Here is an 18,640-nt window from a genome sequence, read left to right as displayed (position 1 = left end):
ACCTTTCGATGAGATTTTCGTGCTCCCTGAGGTGCGAGCTTGCGAGCCCGACCCCCGCTCCCTGATCCGAGAGAACGACATAACCATTGCTTTCTGAGGTGCGAGCTTGCGACCCAACCTCCGCTCCCTGAGGAGCGAGCTTGCGAGCGTCACGAAGGGTCCTGGCGAGGTGCGTGGCAGACCCTTCGTGACGCGTCCTCCGCAAGCTCCGGACGCTCCTCAGGGAGCAAGAACAACCGCCTCTTCCGCAAGCTCCGGACGCTCCTCAGGGAGCAAGAACAACCGCGTCCTCCGCAAGCTCCGGACGCTCCTCAGGGAGCAAGAACAACCGCGTCCTCCGCAAGCTCCGAACGCTCCTCAGGGGCAATGGGCCGCTTCTTTTCGGATTAGGTAGCAGGGCAGGCGGGCCAGTGGATGCGCTTCTTTCGAATCAGAGCAGTTCGAGGATGGTGGTGTTGGCCATGCCACCGGCCTCGCACATCGACTGCAGTCCGTACCGGATTCCGTTGTCGCGCATGTGGTGTACGAGCCGCGTCATGAGGATGGCGCCCGAACCGCCGAGCGGGTGGCCGACGGCGATCGCTCCGCCGAGCGGGTTGAGGCGGTCCAGGTCGGCACCGGTCTCGGCCTGCCAGGCCAGCGGGACCGGGGCGAACGCCTCGTTGATCTCGAAAGCCCCGATGTCGTCGATCGACAATCCCGAGCGCTTGAGCGCCTTGGCCGTGGCCGGGATCGGTCCGGTCAGCATGATCACCGGGTCATCGGCGGCGACGACCGCGGTGTGGATGCGGGCGATCGGCGTGAGACCGTGCGACTTCGCGGTCTCGCCGGACATGATCAGCAGAGCACCCGACCCGTCGGAGATCTGCGAGGAGTTGCCGGCGTGGATCACGCCGTCCTCGCTGAAGGCCGGCTTGAGCTTGGCGAGCGATTCGAGCGTCCCGCCGCGGCGGATGCCCTCGTCACCCTCGAGCACCCCCGGGATCGGCGCCAACTGGGCGTCGAACGCACCGCGGTCGGCCGCCTGAGCAGCGAGTTCGTGCGAGCGCAGCGAGTACTCGTCGAGGCGGGTGCGGCCCAATCCCCATTTCGCGGCGACCATCTCGGCGCCGATCCCCTGGCTGAACTTGTCGACGCCGTAACGGTCGAGGACCATGGGCGGCTGATGCTCGCCGTTCGGTGCGGCGCTGCCCATCGGGACACGACTCATCGACTCGACCCCGCCGGCGATCACGACGTCCTGCTGGCCGGACACCACCGCCGCGGCCGCCATGCTGACCGCCTGCTGACTCGACCCACAGGCGCGCGTCACGGTGGTTCCGGGGACACTCTCGGGCCAGCCGGCGGCGAGCACGGCCGTCCGCGCGACATTGCCCGCCTGCTCGGCGGCTTGGCTGACACATCCCCAGACGACGTCGTCGACGACGGCCGGATCGATGCCGGTCCGCTCGACGAGCGCCTCGAGGACGTGGGCGGACAGGTTCGCGGGATGGATACCGGACAGGGCGCCGCGGCGGCGGCCGATGGGCGCGCGGACCGCGTCGACGATCACTGCATCACGCATGGGGACTCCTCGATGTCAGGGCAAGGGATGAAGTTGTGTCCGACGTGCACCACGCCGGCGGACGCCGATCGCCCGTTGTGACGAGCCGACCACCGGGGCGCTTGGCAGACAAGTCGATTCACACTCACAGTCGATGAGGCCCTACCTATGGGACGCGCACGTCACGAGGTGGCGCCGAGCGCCGAACTCGGACCTTCGGCGAGACCGAGGAACAGCCGGCTGAGGACGAGGACCGCGGACGACGCCACGACCACCATGGGGAGCATCGCCGCTGCCCAGCACAGGGCCAGCAGGACCAGCGACCAGCGCAGGGTCATCCAGCGGTTGAGCAGTCCCGCGAAGAATCCGCCGATCGTGAACGTCAGGAAGGACAGGCTGCCGACGAGACCGATCTGGGACGAACTCAGGCCCAGCTCCTCGCGGAGCGGTTGCGCGATGATGCCCAGCACCGCCTTGGCGGCGTAGTTGATCAAACCAGGGTCGAACCAACTGACAACGTTCGCTCGGCGAACGACCTGACTGTCGCTGCCTATGTGTCCAGGACACGGCGTTGCGAGCGGGGTCATCGGCGTTGGCTATCGGGTCGATAGGCGCCGGTGGCGCACCCGAGTGCCATTGGCTCGCGCTATCGCTCCCTTAGTTCACCGCGACTACTTCGCCGGGCCGCGGCCGGGCATGCTGTGAGACGGACGCGTGGCGAGTCGCGCACCACGTCCGCCCGATGGTGCGAGCGCACCCCGACCGACTTCGGAGAACAGCCACCATGACCCGCCTCGCGCAGACCCTGGGCCTCACCGAGATCCAGACGGAGATCCTGGCCAACGTCCGCTCGTTCGTCGACAAGCAGATCATCCCCGCCGCACAGGAACTCGAGCACGCCGACGAGTACCCGCAGGCCATCGTCGACGGCATGGCCGACATGGGCCTGTTCGGCCTGATGATCCCCGAGGAGTACGGCGGACTCGGCGAGTCCCTGCTGACCTACGCGCTGTGCGTCGAAGAGCTCGCACGTGGGTGGATGAGCGTGTCGGGCGTGATCAACACCCATTTCATCGTGGCGTACATGATCCGCCAGCACGGGACCGACGAGCAGAAACAGCGCTTCCTCCCCCGCATGGCGACGGGCGAGGTGCGCGGCGCGTTCTCGATGTCCGAACCGGAACTGGGGTCCGACGTCGCGGCGATCAAGACCAGCGCGAAGCGGGACGGAGACGACGGATACGTCATCAACGGTCAGAAGATGTGGCTGACCAATGGCGGGTCGTCGACTCTTGTTGCCGCCCTTGTCCGTACCGAGGAGGGCAACGAGAAGCCGCACAAGAACCTCACGACGTTCCTGGTGGAGAAACCGGCCGGCTTCGGCGAGGTACTCCCCGGCCTGACGATCCCGCGCAAGCTGGACAAGATGGGCTACAAGGGCATCGACACCACCGAACTGATCTTCGACGGCTACCGCGCGCCCGCCACCGACATCCTCGGCGGCGCACCGGGCCGCGGCTTCGCGCACATGATGGACGGCGTCGAGGTCGGGCGCGTCAACGTGTCGGCCCGCGCCTGCGGAATCGCCCAGCGCGCCTTCGAACTCGCGGTGAAGTACGCGCAGCAGCGGTCCACCTTCGGCAAGCCGATCGCCGAGCACCAGGCCGTTGCGTTCTCGCTGGCCGAGATGGCGACGAAGGTCGAGGCCGCGCACCTGATGATGGTCAACGCCGCACGGTTGAAGGACTCCGGCGAGCGCAACGACGTCGCCGCCGGGATGGCCAAGTACCTGTGCAGCGAGTACTGCGCCGAGGTCACCCAGGCCAGCTTCCGCATCCACGGCGGTTACGGCTACTCGAAGGAATTCGAGATCGAGCGCCTCATGCGCGACGCGCCCTTCCTGCTGATCGGCGAGGGCACCAGCGAGATCCAGAAACAGATCATCTCCAAGGGGCTCTTACGCGAATATCAGGAGCGATGACCACTTGAGGTGAATGTCGTCAGACCCGTCCGCCCACAACAGTTTCGAGGGACCAATGCAGCGTCGCATCTTCACCGAGGACCACGAGTCCTTCCGCAAGACCATCCGTGACTTCATCGCCAGAGAGGTCGCACCGGTCTACCACGACTGGGAGAAGCAGGGCCATCCGCCGCGTGAGTTCTACAACAGGCTGGGCGAACTCGGCGTCCTGGGCATCGAGGCACCCGAGGAGTTCGGGGGCGGTGGCGTCTCGGATTTCACCTATTCGATGGTGATCGCGGAGGAGACATCGGCGGCCGGTGTCACCTTCGGCAGTTACTCGGTGCACTCGAACCTGATCCTCCCCTACCTCGTCGAGTACGCCACCGACGAGCAGAAGCAGCGGTGGCTGCCCGGATTCTGTTCCGGCGAACTCATGTTCGCGATCGCCATGACCGAACCCGGCACCGGGTCGGACCTCGCCAACATCTCGACCACCGCCAAGCTGTCCGAGGACGGGTCGCACTACGTGCTCGACGGCGCGAAGACGTTCATCACCGGCGGCGCCCTGGCCGACCGCATCCTGGTCGTCGCCCGGACCGCACCGTTCGACGAGTCGAATCGTCGTGCGGGCCTGTCGATCCTGGTGGTCGACACCTCGTCGGAGGGTTTCGCCGTCGGACGCAAGATCGAGAAGATCGGCCTCAAGGCCTCCGACACCGCCGAGCTCTCGTTCAGCTCGGTCGAGGTGCCGGTCGAGGACCGGCTCGGCGAGGAGGGTGCCGGCTTCTCGTACCTGGCGCACAATCTCGCGCAGGAACGACTCACCATCGCCATCGGGGCGTCGGCCACCGCCGCCGCGGCCGTCCAGCACGCGATCGCCTACACCAAGGAGCGCGACGTCTTCGGCAAACCCGTTGCGGCGTTCCAGAACACCAAGTTCGTCCTCGCCGAGTGCTCCGCCGAGGTCGAGGCCATCCGGCAGTTCGTCGACCGCGCACTCGAACTCCACAACGAGGGTGAGCTCACCGTCCCCGATGCTGCTCGCGCGAAACTGTTCGCCACCGAGACCGCCGGCAAGGTCATCGACAAGTGCCTGCAGTTGCACGGCGGTTACGGCTATGTCCTGGAGTACCCCATCGCCCGGCTCTACGCCGACACCCGCGTCACGCGGATCTACGGCGGCACCAGCGAGGTCATGAAGACGATCATCGCCAAGGATCTCGGCCTGTAGGTGGTCCAGAGCTCTTCCAAAGTGCGGGATTCGTAACGGTTTCCAGTACGAATCCCGCACTCTGCGGAGGGCGATCAGACGGTCGCTCGTCGCACCTGCGACGCGACGTATCCCGGGCGTTCCACGAGATCCGCCCAGGTGAAGTTCAACACCGTCCAGCCCAGGGCGATGAGGGTGTTGCGGCGGGTGCGGTCGTGCTGGAACGCCTCGGCGTCCCGGTGATGAGCCATGCCGTCGATCTCGACCGCCACCTTTCTCCCGACGAAAGCGAAGTCGATTTCGTAACCGGACACCGGGTGGTTGGCGACCCAACCCGCTATGTCGTGCTCGGCGAACAGTTCCACGGTCAGCCGTTCGGCAGCCGAGCGGGCACCAGAACCGACGAGTACGAGCATCTTCGCCATCTCGGGTGCACCACGGCAGCGGCGTCGCCGCTGGTACGTCTCGAGGAGAGCGTCGACCGTGACCTTCTTGTTCTGGAGTGCCCGGTCGAGTACGTCCATCTTTCCTTCGCCGGCGCCTTCGAGGACGGACAACGGCACCGCGGTCACCATGAGTCCCTTCTCGACCACGACGTCGGCCGCGTCGAGGGATCTCCGGATGACCACCGTCCCCTTCTCCGGCGAACCGTGCCAGCTTCGGGAAGCGGTGACGGTGATCGTCGTCGGCCGCTTGGTCACGAGGCCGTGCCACCACGCCGCCGCGAGTCCGCTGAGAACGGCGTCCGCGGAGACCTGCAGGGCCGCCAGTCGGGTCCGGGTCCGTGCGGTCACCGGATGATCGGCCAGGCGATAGACGCCGGAACTCGCTCGTACCCACTCACCGGACTTCACCCGCCGGGCCACCGAGGCGCGACTGAGACCGTGCTCGCGGGCCTGCGCCGCGGTGATCACGCCGTCGCGCGCGAGGACAAAGGTCCGCAACTCGGGTGCAGAGGCCATGTAGTTGTAGACGCATCCCAGATCGCGCCGGTTCCACATTTCCGCAGAGTGCGGGATTCGTGCCGGTTTCCAATACAGATCCCGCACTCTGTCGTCGGACCCGGGGTCGTGCCTTAAGATTCCCTGAGCAAACTCGGTGGCAGTGGAAGCGGTGTTCGGTGGTGGGCAGGTTTCGGGGCAGGGTCCAGATCGTGGCGACGGTGCTGGTCACCGCGTTCGTGGTGACGATGATGGCGGCCGCGCCCGCGCAGGCGACCCCGACGCGCTACACCGGCGGTACCTACGTCGCTCTCGGTGATTCGCGTGCGTCCGGCAGCTTCTACACCCCGACGCCCGCCTACTTCGGCGGATGCAAGCGGTCGGCGTTCAACTACCCCACCCTCGTCGCCGGCGCGACCCTGCCGCGACGCTTCATCGACGCCTCGTGCGCGGGCGCGCAGTCGGCACACCTGTACCGGGTCCCGCAGCACACCAGCGGTGGCACGAAACCCATTCAGCTGCACCTGGTTCCGCGCGACGTCCAGCTGATCACCGTGAGCATCGGCGGCAACGACATGCGCTGGGGCGCGATCTTCTCGCAATGCCGGACCCCGGCGTTCACCGATCGGCGCTGCCGCCACAACCGCGCCCTCGAGAACGAGGTCCGGTGGCGGATCGAACTCATGGAGAACCGCGTCACCCCCGCACTGCGCGCGATCCGGAAGAAGGCGCCGCACGCCCAGCTCATCGTCGTCGGGCTGGGCGGCTTCATCGGGTTCACCGGGTGCTGGCCGCTGGTCCCGCTGAGTGACCCCGACGCCCGGTGGATGCGCGAGGTCTTCAACCGTGCCAACGGTGCGCTGTGGCGGGCGTCGACCGAGGTCGGCGGCACCTTCATCGACGCCAACCGACGATCGGCAGGACACGATGCCTGCAACCTCATCAACCCCTGGTACGAGAGCGCGCTGTCGAATCGGATCGCGCTGCCCTTCCACGTCAACCAGGCCGGCGCCGTCGCGTTCGCGGCCATGATCAACGGGGCCATCCGCCGTTAGGTCGAGACCGGTCACCCACTAGCGTTTGTCGGGTGGCTCATCTACTCGGCGCGGAAACCCTAGGCCTCGAATACCCGACCACCAAGGTCTTCGAATCGGTGTCCCTCGGGGTCAACGAGGGCGACCGGATCGGCATCGTGGGCCGAAACGGCGACGGTAAGTCGAGCCTGCTGGCGATGCTCGCCGGACGGATGCAACCCGATTCCGGTCGCGTCACCGTCCGCGGCGGCGTCCGCATCGGCGTGCTGGACCAGGTCGATGTCTTCGACGACGACGAGACCGTCGGGCACGCCGTCGTCGGCGACCGTCCCGAACACGAATGGGCGGGCGACGCGAAGGTCCGCGATGTCATCGGCGGGTTGCTCGGCGACGTCGAATGGACGGCGCCCACCAGTTCGTTGTCGGGTGGTCAGCGCCGTCGCGTGTCGCTGGCACGCCTCCTCGCGGGCGAGCACGACGTCCTCGCGCTCGACGAGCCGACCAACCACCTCGACGTCGAGGCCATCACCTGGCTCGCCGACCACCTGAAGCGACGCTGGCCGGGCAACGCCGGCGGGCTCCTGGTGGTCACCCACGACCGCTGGTTCCTCGACGAGGTGTGCACGGTCACCTGGGAGGTCCACGACCGCGTCGTCGAGCCCTTCGAGGGTGGCTACGCGGCGTACATCCTGCAGCGGGTGGAACGGGACCGGCAGGCCGCCGCGATCGAGGCACGACGACAGAATCTCGCCCGCAAGGAACTGGCCTGGCTCCGCCGCGGCGCGCCGGCCCGGACGTCGAAGCCCAAGTTCCGCATCGACGCGGCCAATGCCCTCATCGCCGACGTCCCACCGGTCCGGGACACGGTTGCGTTGCAGTCACTGGCCACCGCTCGTCTGGGCAAGGACGTCGTCGACCTGCTCGACGTGTCGGTCTCCTACGGTGACCGCAACGTCCTCGACGGCGTCGAGTGGCGGCTGGCGCCCGGTGAGCGCACCGGGATCCTCGGGGTCAACGGCGCGGGCAAGTCGACGCTGCTCGGCCTCATCGCCGGAACCGTGGAACCGACCGGCGGCCGGGTCAAACGCGGCAAGACGGTCAAGGTCGCCACCCTGACCCAACGCCTCGACGATCTCGACCGGTACCTCGACGACCCCGTCCGTGTCGTGATCGCCCAGTTGCAGACCACGTACACCTTCGGTTCCGGGTCGAAGGCACAGGAGCTGTCGCCGTCACAGTTGCTCGAACGGCTCGGCTTCGACGGCGCGCAACTCTCGACCCCGGTCCGCGACCTGTCGGGCGGGCAGAAGCGGCGGCTGCAGTTGCTGCTCATCCTGCTCGACGCTCCGAACGTGCTGATCCTCGACGAGCCGACCAACGACCTCGACACCGACATGCTCGCCGCGCTCGAGGACCTGCTGGACTCGTGGCCCGGCACGCTGATCGTCGTCTCGCACGACCGGTACTTCCTCGAGCGGGTCACCGATCAGCAGTTCGCCGTCCTCGACGGCGGGCTCCGCCACCTCCCCGGCGGCGTCGACGAGTTCTTGAGACTCCGCTCGGCACAGGCGAAGACGTCGGGTTCCGGACCGACATCGGACGGATCCGGTACGAGCGCCACAGCTTCGGGGAACGGCGGCGTGTCGAGCTCGACCCTCAGCGGCGCCGAGTTGCGCGCGGCCAACAAGGAGCTCGCCTCCCTCGAGCGTCGGATCGACAAGCTGCACAGCAAGATCGATGCTGCCCGGACCGCGCTCGCCGACCATGATCAGTCCGACTACCAAGGCCTTGCCGCGGAGACGGAGAGCATCCGCAGCATGGAATCCGAACTCGAGGAACTCGAGGAACGCTGGATGGAACTCGGCGAGAGCGTCGAGTGATCGACTCCGCGAGAACCGGTCGGCCCGACCTCAGCGGCCGAACGATTCCCGGATCGCGGCCAGCACGTCCGGCAGCGACTCGTCGACGACGCCGCTGTGATCGGCCCGCGCGTAGGTCTTGAGGTCCACATCCGTGCCGGCGTCGCGCATCGCGGACCGCAGCGAACGACTCAGCGGGTACGGCAGCACGGGATCGAGAAGACCATGTGCGAGCGTGACTTTCACCGGGTAGCCGGAAACGGGCACCTCGGCGTACTCCCGCAGGGCGTCCCGGAAGTCCTGCTCCGCCGTGAACGACGACGCCACGAGTGAGCCCGGCGGCACCGACCGCAACGCGTCCACGAGATCCCCGTTGCACCGGGCACGCGCGCGGTCGAGGAAACGCTTGCCGTCCGACGTCAGGGACTCGGTGACGCGGAGTTCTGGATTCGCGTGGTCGAGACCGGCGAGGGTGAACAGGAACGGTGCACTCAGCACATTGAGCGCGCCGAGGCCGGGCACGCGGGGTCCGAACAGACCGAAGAGGTTCTCCAGCGACGAGACCGGGGCGATCGCGACGATGCCGGCGACCGGCAGTTCCGGTGCGAATTCCGCGGCGAGACGGCCCGCGTGCAGCGCAGCGTGGCCGCCCTGGGAGTGCCCGGTCGACACCCAGCGTGATCCGAGCGAGGCGTCGACCGACCGCGCCGCGCGGATCATGTCGATCACCGAGTGAGCCGCCGCGCGACCGCCCAGGTATTCGGTCTCCCCCGCCGACCCGAGCCCCGCGTAATCGGTTGCCGTGACCGCGAACCCGGCGTCGAGCGCCGCGCGCACCGGGGCCTCGACACCGTCGCCCAGCCGGTGCAGGGTCGGCGCGCACTCGTCGGCCAGGCCGACCGTCCCGTGTGCCCAGGACACGACGGGCCAGCCACCGGCGGGCGGCGTACCCTTCGGCACCCAGTACACGCCGCTCGACATCGCCGGGCGGCCGTTCTGATCGCGCGTCGCATAGGTCAGGCGGGTGCCCGAGCCGGCCGCCGACGGGAGTTCGTCGTCGGGGACGTCGATGGTGGTGAAGACGAAACCGTTCTCCGGCGCCGCCGCATCGGCGGTCGGCACCACGACGTTCGGGGCCACGAGCATGAGCGCGGCCGACAGGATCCACCGGGCCATCGCGACGGGAGTCGTGGAAGGTCGCACACGCATCGTCCAACTGTAACCAGGTCCCGTTCGGGGTCGCGGCCTACTCCAAGTCAGACCGCGTTGTCGCCCGAACGGCCGCGGGGTTGCCGCGAGGGGGCCGACGCACCGGCGATCGGGGGCCGGATCGAGGCACGGAAGTCGCCCGGAGTCATGCCGACCTCCGTCCGCAGGCGGTTGCGCATGGCCGACGTGGAGGCGAAGCCCGATCGCCGCGCAACCTCGTCGAGGGGCAGTTCCCGAGCATCCGCGAGCAATTCCATCGCGCTGGCGAGCCGACGCTCTTTGAGCAGGACCGCGGGAGTGGAATCCGCGGCGGCGAAGTGGCGATACAGATGCCGGCGGCTCATGTGGAGTTCGGTTGCGATCGAATCCGCGGTGAACTCCGGATCGCGGTGGTTTCGTTCGATCAATTCGAGTGCGGCCTCTCGGACCATGATGCTGTCGTGCTGCGGATGACGCTCATGGTAACTGTGCAAGCCGATCGCCTCGCGAATCATGCGGATGGCGGCGATCTCCATGTTCGGCGTCACCTCATGCCCGAGTATCGCGGCGTCGCCGACGAAGCGGCGCACGAACTGCGCCGCCGATCTCGACACGAGGGAGTCTGCGGCGGCCGGTAGAACCGGCCCGTCCGATGCGGAACCGGTGAGCCCGAGCAGTCGCTTCGGGATGAGCATCATCGCCGAGTCGATCACGGATTCGACGACGTTGACGAATGGGCTGTCGAGCGCGAGGACCACCAGTTGACCCTCGCCATACGACATCCGCTTGCCGTATTGCGTGATCTGCAGTTCACCATCGAGGACATGGGCGGCCACGATCACCAGCTCCGTGGGCTGAGCGCGGATCGTCTTCTCGGTCAGCTCTGTTCGTCGTGGCGTGTGCAACTCACAGTGCGCCATCATCATCGACAGCTTTCGGTGATAGACGATGGACTCGAAAGACTCCGGAGGCTCCGCGCTGACGGAACTGAAGCCGGAAGAGTAGGCGGCCAGACCGGCCCGCCCCCGGAGCCGGAGTGGCGCCGCCAGCTCACCTGGATCGCGCACGCCCCAGCGCGCATACCATTCGTCGACCACGGCCGAATCCAAACCGGACCGCGAGTACCCGCGTGCTGTCACGTGCTCACGTCACCCGTCCGCTGTCGAGTTCTCGATCCGGCGACGGCGGAACTGATCTGGGGTCACCCCGAACTCAGATCGAAACCTGTTGCGCAAGATCGCTCCTGAAGTGAATCCGGACGACCGCGCCACACGATCGATCGTGATCTCGCCTGAGGTCTCGAGCAGAGTTCTCGCCCGTTCCAGCCGGCGTCGCGCGATCAGCGCGGCGGGTGACTCGCCGGCACCCGCGAACATCCGATAGAGGTGGCGCCGGCTGACATGAAGGCTCCGGACGATCGACTCGACCGAGAAACCCGGATCACGATAGTTCTGCTCGATGAGCGACAGTGTGGCGTCTTGTATCGCCTGGGCGTTCCCCTCTTCGTGCCCACTCCCGGTCGAACTACGCAGCGCAGAACGGACGACGTCGATGGCGGCCAGTTCCGCCTCGGCGTCGGTGTCGGAGCCGCGCACGGCGACCTCGAAGGCGAAGTTGCGGAGGAAAGCTGCGGCGGATCGAGCGAGCGGACTCTCGGCGACCAGTACGCCGGGGCTGCAGTCCTCCGAGAGCAACGCGGAGGGAATCCACACGCCGACCGGGTCGCTGATGTCGAACGTTGTGTGGGTGAAGTCCTGCGACGTGTCCAGAACGCCCAGGAAGTCGTTGCCCCGATACGTCGTCGACGTCCGGCCGTCGGTCACGACACCCGCAGAGGGTATCGACTGGGTGCCGACGATCACGTGGGACTCGTATCCGGCGACCGCTGATCGGCCATTGCCGGTCATCGTGCACGGCGCTCGCAACGCGGCGAACGCGCAGATCAACCCCAGCGGTCGCCAGAAGACGATCTCGGCGAAGCTCTCGACGCCGTCCGGACCGGAGACCGTGAGCGCCGGAAGGTACTGCGCGGCTCCCTCCGCGCCTGCCCGATAGACGTGCCGGGTCGCGCTCTGTCCGATCGGACTGAAGGCACCGATACGCCCGTACCACTGCTCGACCACATCGTCGGAGAACAACGACGGAGTGTCCGCTGACTGCCAGATCGGTGTCATCGGTCGTGGTGGCGCCAGGTTGGCGCGATGATCAGCGACGCAACCATGAAGCACAGCGCGCCGACGAACGTGCCCGTGTTGGCGAGGGTGTTGTCCAGGCTGTTGCCGTCGGCGAGAACGTAGGCGCCCACCGCGGACACCGCGAACGCCACGCAGCCGATCCAGTTGATCTGGGTCGACCACCAGTCGACGCTCCGCGGATTCCACCAGCGGTCGGTGCGGGTGTAGGCGATGATCGCGGCGACACCGCTGATGAGGAATGCCACCGAACCTGCCGCGTCGGGAGACCAGACGAAATGCTTGTCGGCCGCGGCGGTATGGGCGGTGAGCGCGGAGGCTGTACTCACGTTGAACATGATAGTGCCCGCCGATTGAGTCGATGCGGCAAGCCATTCCGCGCGCACCATCGTGCCCGAACCGTAATCGACCGAGACGGTGGCGGGTCCGCTGCGGAGCAGTTGGACCAGTCCGGCCGCGGTGAAGAACCAGGCCCCGACGAAGTAGCACAGGTTGGAGTTCGACGCCCCCGCCCAGGAACCGAACCCGGGGGCCGATCCGAGTGCGAACAGTGCGGAGCCTATGACGAAACCCCAGCACTGCTTGCCGAGGGTCGGTTCGAGCAGGAGATGGCGCCAGTGCCGGGGCTCGACAGCGATGCTCATGTGTTGTGCGTCCTCAGTAGTCGGACACCACGCGTCCCGGTGCCGGGGCGTCAACGGGCGCCCCGGCACCGGGACATCAGTGGTGGAAGTGCGAACCGGTGTCCGAGACTCGCGGCATCGGAGCATCGAGACTGTCGAGGAAGTCGACCTCGGCCACGATGTCGGTCAGCAATGCGGTCGCCAGATCGTGGCTCAACCCCGCCCGTACGACGATGCGCTGCAGGGTCATCGATGCGAGGTTGTCCGCCATCGGGTAAGCGGGGACGAGCCAGCCCTTCATCCGTAGCCGGTCGGACAGATCGAACAGGGTCCAGTTCGCGGTGTGATCGGGCTTGAGCCGCCATGCGAAGACCGGGATGGTGTCACCCCGGCTCACCAATTCGAACGGTCCGATCTCGGCGATCTTCCCGGACAGGTACTGCGCGACATCCAGTGAACTCTGCTGGATCTGTCGGTAGCCTTCCCGCCCGAGACGCAGGAAGTTGTAGTACTGCAACAGAACCTGTGCGCCCGGCCGTGAGAAGTTGAGCGCGAGGGTGGGCATGTCACCACCGAGGTAACTGCAGTGGAACACCATGCTCTCCGGCAGGGACTCGGTGTCGCGCCAGACGATCCAGCCGAGGCCCGGGTAGACCAGACCGTACTTGTGCCCGGAGGTGTTGATCGACACCACCCGCGGTACCCGGAAGTCCCATTCCAGATCCGGCTGGCAGAACGGCGCGATCATCGCACCCGACGCGCCGTCGACGTGGATCTTCACATCCAGTCCGGTCGACGCCTGGATCTCGTCGAGCTTCTCCGAGATCGCCTTCACGGGCTCGTACAACCCGTTGTAGGTGACACCCATGATCGCCACGACACCGATGGTGTTCTCGTCGACGTACTTCTCGAGTTCGTGACCGTCGAAGACGACGTGGTCCTCGGTGACCGGAACCCACCTCGGCTCCACCTCGAAGTAGTTGAGGAACTTCTCCCAGCAGACCTGAACCGCGGTCGACAAGACCAGGTTCGGCGATTCGGTCGACTTGCCCTCCGCCTTGCGGCGCGCCTGCCAGTGCCGCTTGAGCGCCAGGCCCCCGAGCATGGCCGCCTCCGACGAGCCGATGGTCGAGGTACCGATCGACGAGTCGACGTCGGGCACGTGCCACAGGTCGGCGAGGATCTTCCAGCATCGGTCCTCGATCGCCGCGGTCTGCGGATATTCGTCCTTGTCGATCATGTTCTTGTCATAGGTCTCGGCGTAGAGTTGCCGTGCCTCGTCGTCCATCCAGGTGGTGACGAAGGTCGCGAGGTTGAGGCGCGCGTTGCCGTCGAGCATGGCCTCGTCGTGCACGATCTGATATGCCGTCTGGGGCAGGCTCATTCCGTCCGGAATCTGGAACTTCGGCAACTCGGTGGCCTCACCGGGTCGGACGAACACTGGGTTGATGGACAGCGAATCGGTTGCGTTGGTGGTGGTTCGGGCGTTCGAGTGTTCGATGGTGCTCATGTCTTCCTCCTCGGAAAAGCTGGGTGATGGCGGATGGTTCGGGGTGTCACGACTTCACCAGGGCGTACCAGAGCTCCTCTGCCTAGACCTCGACCGGCGGGTAGAGACGGTCCATGTTGTACTGACGGTTCCGGCGCGCCGCCCAGGTGGACACGGCGAGGAACACCGCGGTCAGGCCTGCCACGACGCCGACGGCGATCCACAGGCGATGGTCGACGCCGCCGACCGTCAATTGCCGCAGCCCGTTGACGGTGTACGTCATCGGGTCCACCCAGTGGATGTATTGGAACGGTTTCGTCGTGGTCGGGACAGGATAGATACCTCCCGCCGAGGTGAGCATGATCATCAGGAAGGCCAGGGTGACCACCCGCCCGACCGCTGGGCCGAACAGTGCATTGAACATCTGGATCATCGCGAGGAACATCGCCACCATCAGCAGCATGAAGCCGTATGTCGCAACGGGATACGCCGGCCGAAGCCCGATCGCGAAGACAACCACCGCGTACAGGATGGTGGCCTGCAGGAGTCCGACCATGAAGGTCGGGGCAAACGACGCCAGAACCACGCGGAACGAGTTGAGACCCTGCGCGATCGGCCGGGATTGCAACGGGTTGAACAACATCCAGGCGATGATGCTACCGACGAAGAGTGCGAGTCCGAAGAAGAACGGCGTGAAACCGGTGCCGAAGGTCTTGGCCTCGTTGAGCGTGTTCTCCTGCAGCGCGACCGGGCGGGCCAGGGTCGCGGTCAGTTCGTCCTTCTGTTGCTGTGACCAGGCAGGGATCGCCGCGACGCCCTCGTTGATCCCGTTCGCGAGTTGCTGGGTACCGGCTGCGAGCTTGTCCGTTCCCGCTGCCAGCTGGTCGGCTCCGTTGCTGAGTTCGATCAGTCCGGTGCTCAATTGGTCGGCACCCGAACTCAACTGCGCGGCCGCCGACCGTGCGGCGAGAACATCATTGCGCAGGCCGTCATCGGCGAACAAGCCCAGCGCGATCCGCGTCGGGCTCTGCGGGTTCGACAACTGACCGGACAACAATTGGGCGTCCGTTCGCAGCTGTGCCAGCTGGTTGTTCGCGTCGGGACTCAATCCCCCCGTGTCGAGCAGCGATTGGGCTGGTGCGATGGTGTCGGCAATGGCACGCATGTTGGGGTCAGGACTGGACCGCAGGCGAGTCACAGCGTCGGACAGCAATCGACTCGCCTGAGACTGCCGAGAGGACACTGCTCCGAGCTGCTCGGCGATGGACCCGCTCGTGGCGCCCAGCCGAGACGCGGTCGCCGCGAGTTCCTGCGGGCTCGGCCCGGCACCACTGCCTTGCCCGAGTGCCGCGACCAGCGGGGTCGTGGCGCGCTGGACTACCGTGTCGAGCTCGTCGAGGGCGCCGGCCAGCTGCTGACCGCCGTCGCGTGCCGTCACGAGGTTGGTGGCCAGTTCATTGGCACCCGTGTTCGCGGTCTGCATTCCGGTGTTCAGCTCATTGGCTCCGGCCTGTGCCTGCCGCAGTTTCGGGATCATCTGACTGACATCGTTGAGAACGATGTCGAAGGTCTGCGCACCGACCTGCGCCCCGACCTGGTTGACGACCTGCTGAGCGGCGTCCTGCCCCATCACGGTCGACAAGTAGTTGTTCGCGTCGTTGTAGGTGAAGATCAGCTCGGCCGATCGCGGCGTGCCGCTCGTCGGGGACACCAGGGCCTCACTGAAGTCCGCGGGAAGGGTGATCGAGAAGTAGTAGGTCCCGTTCGCGACACCCTCCTCTGCCTCCTTCGCCGACACGGGATGGAGGTCGAGTTGCTTGGAGTCGATCAGGCCCGCGGCGACCTGGTCACCGGCTTTGAGGGGTTCACCCTGCACCACGGCGCCGCTGTCGGCGTTGACGAGAGCGACCGGGATCTTGTCCACGGCGTTGAAGGGATTCCAGAAGGCCCACAGATAGAGCGCGCCGTACATCAGCGGCATCAGGATGATGACGATCAGCGCCAGTCGGGGCATGCGGCCCCGGTAGTAACGCTTGAAGTCGCTGCCCGGCGAGAATGCGGCAAGCATGTTCAGTTCCGATCTTCTGAGACGATTCGCACGAACTCGTCGTCGGTGAGGTTGTCGACCCGGAGGACATCGCGGACGCCGACATCGAGGTGGACACCGTTGACATCGGCGGTGACGACCGTCTGTTGGCGCCCGAGGTCGACCAGTCGCTCCAGCAACTGGCGCGCGCTGCTCGTCCGAGTCATCCGGTCGACGCCACCGGTGACCAGCAGCGGCGGTCGCCTCAGGTTCGCCATCGAGATGCGGAACAGTGCAGCGGTCAGCTCGGGCAGTTCCTCGACGAAGGAATCGAGATGCGGGAGGGTGAGCGGCCCGAACACCGGCCGGCACAACCGCTCCAGATCCTCGGCGGTCGACTGCCCCACCCATCGGAACCACGGGGCCTGCCAACGGATCTGCTCGGTCAGGACATCCCGGACCCGGATGGTCTGCTCGATCCCATCGACCTCGTCGATGTCGGCGATGGCCGCGTTCGCGAATAGCCTCCGGGCATCGTTGGTCCGGCCGAACGCGGTGAGCGAACCGCTGGTGGGCGCCATCCGTCCGGCAAGGGTCAGCAGGAGTGCCGTTCGGCCGCGTCCACCGGAGCCCTCCAGGACCGTGACGCCCCCGGGCCTGATGGCGACATCGGTCGGCCCGAAGATCGGCCCCCAGGACGCACGTACCGCGATCCCCTGGGCGATGACCAGGAACTCGTCCGGGTCGCGATACCCGTCGACTTCGATCGGACCCGGATTCTCGCGCCCGTGTTCTCCGGTCGTGCTCATCATGGACCTCTCATCTCCGAGTGGCGACCCGCGGATTCCGCGGAGATCGGCATCGTTCTGCCCCGACGGCAATGACACAGGACTTTTCGTCCCGCTTGTTCGGGACTAGAGACTCTGCTCGAACAGCGCACTGATTGAGACTTCCATCTGCCCGGCTCAGCTTCTGTTACGGGCGGAGACTAGCGCCGAATTGCGCCACGGGACAGCGATACTCCTCGATTCGAGATCCGCTGGTGCACCCGCTCGCTCGCGTCCATCTGTGAGCAGCGCCGGCGTCGAGGGACGCGTGCCACATCATGTCGGAGCACACGCTGATCGATCGAGCACGTTGCTGTACAGCACTTTTCACGCGAATAAGCCAGATGTCGAACACCCGAGACGTGACGAGATCGTGATGGACTCCATCCAACCGACCCCGCAGCCGTCCACTGCCGACCGCGTCAAAGACGGCACGAATCCGCGCCTGGAATGTCCCAAATGGACACCCCGTGATCTGCCCGGATTTTGAGACCACAAAACGACGATTCTGTGCCAGATGGGTCCCGAAGCGCCGACCGGACCCTTGAAACTATTAGGGTTCTGTTCGACTGAAGTGAGTCACTGAATCGCGAAAGGCGATACGCCCCAGGCGAATCACCTCAGACGATGACGCTGTCCGTTGGTACATTCGTGCCCGCAGGCCCTTCGGCCAGTCAAATCAATTGCGCTACATAGGAAGTGGTGGTCGACGATGTGCACCCGAGTGATTTGGCCTGACGCCGCCGGCGCAGTGCTCGTGGGCCGCAACATGGATTTCCACAAAGACCTGATGACCAACCTGTGGACCCAGCCCCGCGGCATCAGCCGCGATGACGGCGTCGATGGCGAACTCACCTGGACCTCGAAGTACGGCAGCGTGATCGCTGCCGCGTTCGACATCATCTCCGTCGACGGCATCAACGAAGCCGGACTCGCCGGACACGTCCTCTGGCTGGCGGAGTCGACGTACGGCGAGCACGACAAGTCCAGACCCGCCCTGAGCCAGGCGGTGTGGTTGCAGTACTTCCTCGACAACTTCGCAACCGTCGCCGATGCCGTGCAGTGGATCGAGGACACCAACGTCCAGGTCATCCAGATGCCCGACCCCACCGGCGGAAACCCGCCCACCATCCACCTCGCGCTCGACGACGCAAGCGGCGACTCGGCGGTCATCGAATACATCGACGGGAAACCCGTCGTCTATCACGACAGCTCGTACCATGTCATGACCAATTCGCCGACCTACGACAAGCAGATCGAACTGCTCGGCCGGTGGGAGGGCCTGGGCGGTGATCAGCCCCTGCCCGGTGACACCGAGGCCGAGCACCGTTTCGCCAGGGCCGCATACTACGCGGGGCGCCTCCCACAGCCTGCGGGCAAGGTCGACGCGATCGCCGGGATGTTCAGCGTCATCCGCAATGCGGCACAACCCTTCCGGCTACCTGATCCCGGCAAACCTGATGCGTCGCAGACCATCTGGCAGACGGTCACGGATCTGACCAACAAGCGGTATGTGTACGAGTCGACCACGCGCCCGAACATCGTCTGGGTGGACCTCGACGACCTCGACTTCACCGAGGGTTCTCCTCAACTGAAGCTCGACCTGCAGAGCAAGCTGTCGGTGGAAGGCGGGATCGCAGGCAACGTCAGTGGCCAGTTCGCCGACGAGGGGCCGATGACCTTCCTGTCCTTCGCGCTCCTCGCTCAATTGGCCGGGTCGCAGGACTCGCACTGAACGACACGGC

14 protein-coding genes and 1 pseudogene are annotated in these 18,640 nt (G+C 66.2%); 5 read left to right on the top strand and 10 right to left on the bottom strand.

Annotated elements, in window-relative coordinates; translation table 11 throughout:
* Positions 1-430: 430 nt before the first annotated feature.
* Positions 431-1,564 (bottom strand): thiolase family protein, encoded by a 1,134-nt coding sequence (locus tag ACFVHY_RS17220; RefSeq protein WP_390274005.1) that lies wholly within the window; start codon positions 1,562-1,564, stop codon positions 431-433.
* A gap of 176 nt (positions 1,565-1,740) precedes the next feature.
* Positions 1,741-2,130: pseudogene (locus ACFVHY_RS17215) on the bottom strand (MFS transporter); the annotation flags it as partial.
* A gap of 197 nt (positions 2,131-2,327) precedes the next feature.
* Here ACFVHY_RS17215 and ACFVHY_RS17210 point away from each other — a divergent pair.
* Both ACFVHY_RS17210 and ACFVHY_RS17205 read left to right on the top strand, forming a co-directional pair.
* Positions 2,328-3,524, top strand: a complete 1,197-nt coding sequence (locus ACFVHY_RS17210) for an acyl-CoA dehydrogenase family protein (RefSeq protein ID WP_390274003.1) — start codon at positions 2,328-2,330, stop codon at positions 3,522-3,524.
* 55 nt (positions 3,525-3,579) lie between these two features.
* The gene (locus ACFVHY_RS17205; RefSeq protein WP_390274001.1) at positions 3,580-4,737 is read left to right on the top strand and encodes an acyl-CoA dehydrogenase family protein; all 1,158 of its coding nucleotides are present in this window, start codon (positions 3,580-3,582) and stop codon (positions 4,735-4,737) included.
* Between the two features lie 74 nt (positions 4,738-4,811).
* On the opposite strand, the gene ACFVHY_RS17200 is transcribed toward ACFVHY_RS17205, so the two are convergent.
* Positions 4,812-5,717: a type IV toxin-antitoxin system AbiEi family antitoxin domain-containing protein gene (locus tag ACFVHY_RS17200; RefSeq protein ID WP_390274000.1), complete on the bottom strand. Its 906-nt coding sequence runs from the start codon at positions 5,715-5,717 to the stop codon at positions 4,812-4,814.
* Between the two features lie 188 nt (positions 5,718-5,905).
* Between ACFVHY_RS17200 and ACFVHY_RS17195 the strand changes: the two genes are divergently transcribed.
* Positions 5,906-6,712: an SGNH/GDSL hydrolase family protein gene (locus ACFVHY_RS17195; RefSeq protein ID WP_390274061.1), complete on the top strand. Its 807-nt coding sequence runs from the start codon at positions 5,906-5,908 to the stop codon at positions 6,710-6,712.
* Between the two features lie 32 nt (positions 6,713-6,744).
* On the top strand, positions 6,745-8,571 hold the full coding sequence (locus ACFVHY_RS17190; protein WP_390273999.1) for an ABC-F family ATP-binding cassette domain-containing protein: 1,827 nt from the start codon (positions 6,745-6,747) through the stop codon (positions 8,569-8,571).
* Between the two features lie 30 nt (positions 8,572-8,601).
* Here ACFVHY_RS17190 and ACFVHY_RS17185 read toward each other — a convergent pair whose 3' ends face one another.
* The 7 genes from ACFVHY_RS17185 to ACFVHY_RS17155 all read right to left on the bottom strand — a co-directional run bounded on the left by ACFVHY_RS17185 (position 8,602) and on the right by ACFVHY_RS17155 (position 16,877).
* Positions 8,602-9,696, bottom strand: coding sequence for a lipase family protein (locus ACFVHY_RS17185; RefSeq protein ID WP_390274059.1), 1,095 nt, complete (start codon positions 9,694-9,696; stop codon positions 8,602-8,604).
* A gap of 110 nt (positions 9,697-9,806) precedes the next feature.
* Positions 9,807-10,877, bottom strand: a complete 1,071-nt coding sequence (locus ACFVHY_RS17180; RefSeq protein ID WP_390273997.1) for a helix-turn-helix domain-containing protein — start codon at positions 10,875-10,877, stop codon at positions 9,807-9,809.
* 9 nt (positions 10,878-10,886) lie between these two features.
* Positions 10,887-11,876 (bottom strand): helix-turn-helix domain-containing protein, encoded by a 990-nt coding sequence (locus ACFVHY_RS17175; RefSeq protein WP_390273995.1) that lies wholly within the window; start codon positions 11,874-11,876, stop codon positions 10,887-10,889.
* 32 nt (positions 11,877-11,908) lie between these two features.
* Positions 11,909-12,574, bottom strand: coding sequence for a hypothetical protein (locus ACFVHY_RS17170; RefSeq protein ID WP_390273992.1), 666 nt, complete (start codon positions 12,572-12,574; stop codon positions 11,909-11,911).
* A 76-nt stretch (positions 12,575-12,650) separates the two neighbouring features.
* Positions 12,651-14,063 (bottom strand): glutamate decarboxylase, encoded by a 1,413-nt coding sequence (locus tag ACFVHY_RS17165; RefSeq protein WP_390273990.1) that lies wholly within the window; start codon positions 14,061-14,063, stop codon positions 12,651-12,653.
* 82 nt (positions 14,064-14,145) lie between these two features.
* Complete coding sequence (locus ACFVHY_RS17160) at positions 14,146-16,110, bottom strand: YhgE/Pip family protein (RefSeq protein ID WP_390273987.1); 1,965 nt, start codon at positions 16,108-16,110, stop codon at positions 14,146-14,148.
* A 2-nt stretch (positions 16,111-16,112) separates the two neighbouring features.
* Complete coding sequence (locus ACFVHY_RS17155; protein ID WP_390274057.1) at positions 16,113-16,877, bottom strand: ATP-binding cassette domain-containing protein; 765 nt, start codon at positions 16,875-16,877, stop codon at positions 16,113-16,115.
* 730 nt (positions 16,878-17,607) lie between these two features.
* On the opposite strand from ACFVHY_RS17155, the gene ACFVHY_RS17150 reads away from it, so the two are divergent.
* Positions 17,608-18,630 (top strand): linear amide C-N hydrolase, encoded by a 1,023-nt coding sequence (locus ACFVHY_RS17150; protein WP_390273986.1) that lies wholly within the window; start codon positions 17,608-17,610, stop codon positions 18,628-18,630.
* Positions 18,631-18,640: the final 10 nt, after the last annotated feature.

The sequence above is a fragment of the Gordonia sp. NPDC127522 genome (assembly GCF_042672305.1).
In the GTDB taxonomy this organism is placed as follows: domain Bacteria; phylum Actinomycetota; class Actinomycetes; order Mycobacteriales; family Mycobacteriaceae; genus Gordonia; species Gordonia hongkongensis.
The sequence above is the reverse complement of the archived record's forward strand: the minus strand, read 5'-3'. Positions and strand labels throughout refer to the sequence as shown.

Coding starts and splice junctions, on each gene's coding strand:
- ACFVHY_RS17220 (WP_390274005.1), bottom strand. CDS start 1,564: ATGCGTGATGCAGTGATCGTCGACGCGGTCCGCGCGCCCATCGGCCGC.
- ACFVHY_RS17210 (WP_390274003.1), top strand. CDS start 2,328: ATGACCCGCCTCGCGCAGACCCTGGGCCTCACCGAGATCCAGACGGAG.
- ACFVHY_RS17205 (WP_390274001.1), top strand. CDS start 3,580: ATGCAGCGTCGCATCTTCACCGAGGACCACGAGTCCTTCCGCAAGACC.
- ACFVHY_RS17200 (WP_390274000.1), bottom strand. CDS start 5,717: ATGTGGAACCGGCGCGATCTGGGATGCGTCTACAACTACATGGCCTCT.
- ACFVHY_RS17195 (WP_390274061.1), top strand. CDS start 5,906: ATGATGGCGGCCGCGCCCGCGCAGGCGACCCCGACGCGCTACACCGGC.
- ACFVHY_RS17185 (WP_390274059.1), bottom strand. CDS start 9,696: ATGCTCGTGGCCCCGAACGTCGTGGTGCCGACCGCCGATGCGGCGGCG.
- ACFVHY_RS17170 (WP_390273992.1), bottom strand. CDS start 12,574: ATGAGCATCGCTGTCGAGCCCCGGCACTGGCGCCATCTCCTGCTCGAA.
- ACFVHY_RS17165 (WP_390273990.1), bottom strand. CDS start 14,063: ATGAGCACCATCGAACACTCGAACGCCCGAACCACCACCAACGCAACC.
- ACFVHY_RS17160 (WP_390273987.1), bottom strand. CDS start 16,110: ATGCTTGCCGCATTCTCGCCGGGCAGCGACTTCAAGCGTTACTACCGG.
- ACFVHY_RS17155 (WP_390274057.1), bottom strand. CDS start 16,877: ATGAGCACGACCGGAGAACACGGGCGCGAGAATCCGGGTCCGATCGAA.
- ACFVHY_RS17150 (WP_390273986.1), top strand. CDS start 17,608: ATGTGCACCCGAGTGATTTGGCCTGACGCCGCCGGCGCAGTGCTCGTG.